The 3497-nt window shown below is 51.1% G+C and carries 3 protein-coding genes; 1 reads left to right on the forward strand and 2 read right to left on the reverse strand.

Annotated elements, in window-relative coordinates:
* Positions 1-191 precede the first annotated feature (191 nt).
* Both EG028_RS27535 and EG028_RS27540 read right to left on the reverse strand, forming a co-directional pair.
* Positions 192-1115, reverse strand: coding sequence for a PfkB family carbohydrate kinase (locus EG028_RS27535; RefSeq protein ID WP_120519504.1), 924 nt, complete (start codon positions 1113-1115; stop codon positions 192-194).
* A gap of 52 nt (positions 1116-1167) precedes the next feature.
* The gene (locus tag EG028_RS27540) at positions 1168-2574 is read right to left on the reverse strand and encodes an MATE family efflux transporter (RefSeq protein WP_241559233.1); all 1407 of its coding nucleotides are present in this window, start codon (positions 2572-2574) and stop codon (positions 1168-1170) included.
* Positions 2575-3271: 697 nt separating this feature from the next.
* Between EG028_RS27540 and EG028_RS27545 the strand changes: the two genes are divergently transcribed.
* Positions 3272-3497: hypothetical protein (locus tag EG028_RS27545; RefSeq protein WP_221198116.1), on the forward strand; the 226-nt coding region annotated here is incomplete at its 3' end.

The following is a 3497-nucleotide window of genomic DNA, read 5'->3' on the forward strand; positions in this document are numbered from 1 at the left end:
TCCGTAATAAACTCATTTACAGAATGTTTGCTGTCATAAAACGCCAAACGCCTTTTGATAAGAACTATTTAGCAGCGGCCTGAATTTTTTTTTGGTAGTCTCTTTATCTTAGAATACGCAATGACGATTATCGAATAAAAAGGAGCGTGCAAGATGCACGCTCCTTTTGTTATAGAAAGTTTATGTAATCACTACACGAGATCGATATCGAAATTCACGAGCTGAACGAACTGTTCCAGCCTTGCGCTGATATCTTCTTTGGTGATCTCCCTCAGCTTCTGCGCGCCGAACTTCTCCACGCAGAAAGAAGCCATGGCAGAGCCTACGATGATCGCTGTTTTCATGTTTTCGAAGGAGATGTCCTTCGTTTTGGCGAGGTGGCCTACAAAACCGCCTGCAAAGGTATCTCCCGCGCCGGTCGGGTCGAATACTTCGTCCAGCGGCAGGGCGGGTGCGAAAAACACGTGATTTTCATGGAAAAGCAAAGCGCCGTGCTCACCTTTTTTGATGATCAGGTATTTCGGGCCCATGGTCAGGATCTTGCGGGCGGCCTTTACGATGGAATATTCGCCGGTCAGCTGGCGGGCTTCGCTATCGTTCACCATCAGCACGTCCACCATTTTAAGGGTTTTGAGGAGATCTTCCAGCGCTACGTCCATCCAGAAGTTCATCGTATCCATTACGATCAGTTTCGGGCGGGGATTCATCTGGTTGATCACGCTCATCTGCACCTGCGGGGTGAGGTTGCCGAGGATCAGGAACTCGCTGCCCTGGTAGGCGGGAGGAATTACCGGCTGGAAATTAGCCAGCACGTTCAGCTCGGTCACCAGCGTATCGCGGGAGTTCATATCCAGGTGGTAACGGCCCGCCCAGTAGAACGATTTTTCATCTTTTTTTACCTGCACCCCTTCCATAGACACGCCGCGTTTGGTGAGCGCAGCCAGCTCATCCTGCGGGAAATCGCCGCCAATAACGGACACCTGGTTCACAGGCTGTACAAAGTTTGAAGCTGCCCATGCGATATAAGCTGCAGATCCACCTACGATTTTATCAGATTTACCAAAAGGCGTCTCGATATCGTCAAACGCCATGGTACCAACTACGGTAAGAGACATGTATAGAAAGGATTAGAGGTTTAAAAACGCAGCAAATGTAACAAATTCGCTACTAAACCTTTACTTTCTTCCAGTTTCCTCTCCGGAATATAACAATGGCGATCACGGCAATGGCGGATTCCGCGATCACGATGGCCCAGAACACACCGGTAGGCCCCCATTTGAATACAATGGCCAGCAGGTACGCCAGCGGTATCTGCAGCACCCAGAAACCGAACAGGTTAATATAAGTAGGCGTTTTCGTATCTCCCGCGCCGTTAAAGGACTGGGCCATGACCATCCCGAAGGCATAAAACACGTACCCGATGCTGATCAGCCGCAGGCCTTCGATGCCATAGGCCAGCACGCCGGGGTCCCGGGAAAACACGCTTAAGATCTGGGGGGCAAATACCATGAAGATCACGGAGATGCCGCCCAGGAAAAACATATTCAGGTAAGCCGCCTTCCAAACACTCTTTTCAGCCCTTTCCGGCTCTCCCGCGCCAAGGTTCTGCCCCACCAGCGTAGCGGCTGCGTTCGCAAGGCCCCAGGCCGGCAAAATGGCAAATACGATGATCCGGATAGCGTAGGTGTACCCCGCCATCGCATCTTCGCCAAACTGGGAGATAATACGCATCAGGAATATCCAGCTGGCGGAGCCGATCAGCATCTGCAACGCACCGCCCGCTGCCAGTTTCACCATCTGGAGGATCACGGACAGCCGGGGCCTGGCATGCCGCCAGTTCACCGTAATGGTCTTTTTACCGCCCAGCAGGTGGTACAACTGGTAGATCACGCCTGTGCCGCGGCCCAGCAGTGTGGCGATAGCGGCGCCTTCGAGCCCAAGGGCCGGTACCGGCCCCCAGCCATAGATCAGCAGCGGGCAAAGGAAAATATTCAGGACGTTCGCCAGGATCAGGCTTTTCATGGCAATGCTGGCATCGCCCGCGCCACGGAAAATACCGTTGATGATAAACAGGAACACGATCACCACGTTCCCGCCCATAGCAATTTTGGTGTATCCATGACCGTATTCCACCATGGCCGCATCCGCGCCCATGAGCAGCAGTATTTCCCTGGACCATATCAGCCCCACGATGCTTACGATCAGGGAAAAGCCCAATGCCAGGTACAATGCCTGCACAGCGCCTTTGGAAGCGCCTTCAGGGTCTTTTTCGCCAATACGGCGCGCTACCAGGGCCGTTGCGGCCATACTGATACCAAAAGCCAGGGCGTAGATCAGGCTCAATACAGATTCGGTTAATCCCACGGTGGCAATGGCCGCCTTGCCCAGGTGGCCCACAAAATAAGCGTCCACCAATGCAAACAGGGACTCCATGCTCATTTCCAGCACCATGGGGATGGCCAGCAGGATGAGCGCCCGGTTGATACTACCTTCGGTATATACCCGTTCTTCCCCTTTCAGGGCTTCTTTAATAAGTGCAAATAGTCTTTTTGTACGCGACATAACGTGCGCCATGGTCATATGCTTTACAGTAAAAAATTGGATTGTCGGGGCGTTTCTGCGAAAACGCGAGGTTTTTTTGAGAGAGGTTCGTCAGCATATGGGCTGACACGTTTAGAAAATCATATGCGTGAGATTGAAGGCCACAAAGGTAAAAGAATTGTTGATCCGTCCTCCGGCTATTTTACGAATCCGTGTTGTCCACCGGCTCCGCCGGACGAAAAGGTTTTGTCACGAAAAGCCGTGCAGTAAAGGAATTTAATTTTGTAACATGATAAGTTTCAAATATTTCTGTGCCGGGCTGTAACTTTTACACTTCATCCCCGTTTTAATGTCAGTATCACAACCGGAAACGTAACTGAAATCCAAAAAGACATTAACGGAAACCATGCTTTGGATTTTAAACACCATGTCCAACAAAGGAGCAGCGGCCGCTGAGATGAACATCATCGCTCCGGCAGCTGTTCCCCGGACATGGAACCCCGCCCCCTTAAAGAATTTCGTACAATTTTTAGTTGATAGATGGATCGGGCTGTCCTGTTTTTTATATACAGGGCAGCCTTTTTTGGGTTTACTACTTGTCTGCTACTTCTGTACTGCTTAGGAACTACTTCGCCACAGTACCACGACTGTCTGAACGCTTTTACCCTGTCTCCTCCTAAATAAGCTTTACAGATTGCGGTAGAAAATATATAGATTCAAACTACCCAATATGAAAAAGAAGCGACAGGGGAAGCCCCCCATTTACGAAGATGCCTTTAAGATATCAGTGGCACGCCGCTACCTGAGCAGCCCGCTGGGATTTGATCTCTTAGGCAAAGAATTAGGCCTTGCCGGCCATACCATCCAGCATTTTGTAAAATGGTACAAAGCCCGTTACCCGCAGGGGGAACTGGCCGCATCACCAGCAGCTGCCGTCCCGGACAGCCCCCAGGCTG

It is taken from the genome of Chitinophaga barathri (genome assembly GCF_003807585.1).
GTDB classification, from domain to species: domain Bacteria; phylum Bacteroidota; class Bacteroidia; order Chitinophagales; family Chitinophagaceae; genus Chitinophaga; species Chitinophaga barathri.

Bases quoted from the DNA above. Each gene is read 5' to 3' on its own strand.
- EG028_RS27535 (WP_120519504.1), bottom strand. From the start codon at position 1,115: ATGTCTCTTACCGTAGTTGGTACCATGGCGTTTGACGATATCGAGACG.
- EG028_RS27540 (WP_241559233.1), bottom strand. From the start codon at position 2,574: ATGGCGCACGTTATGTCGCGTACAAAAAGACTATTTGCACTTATTAAA.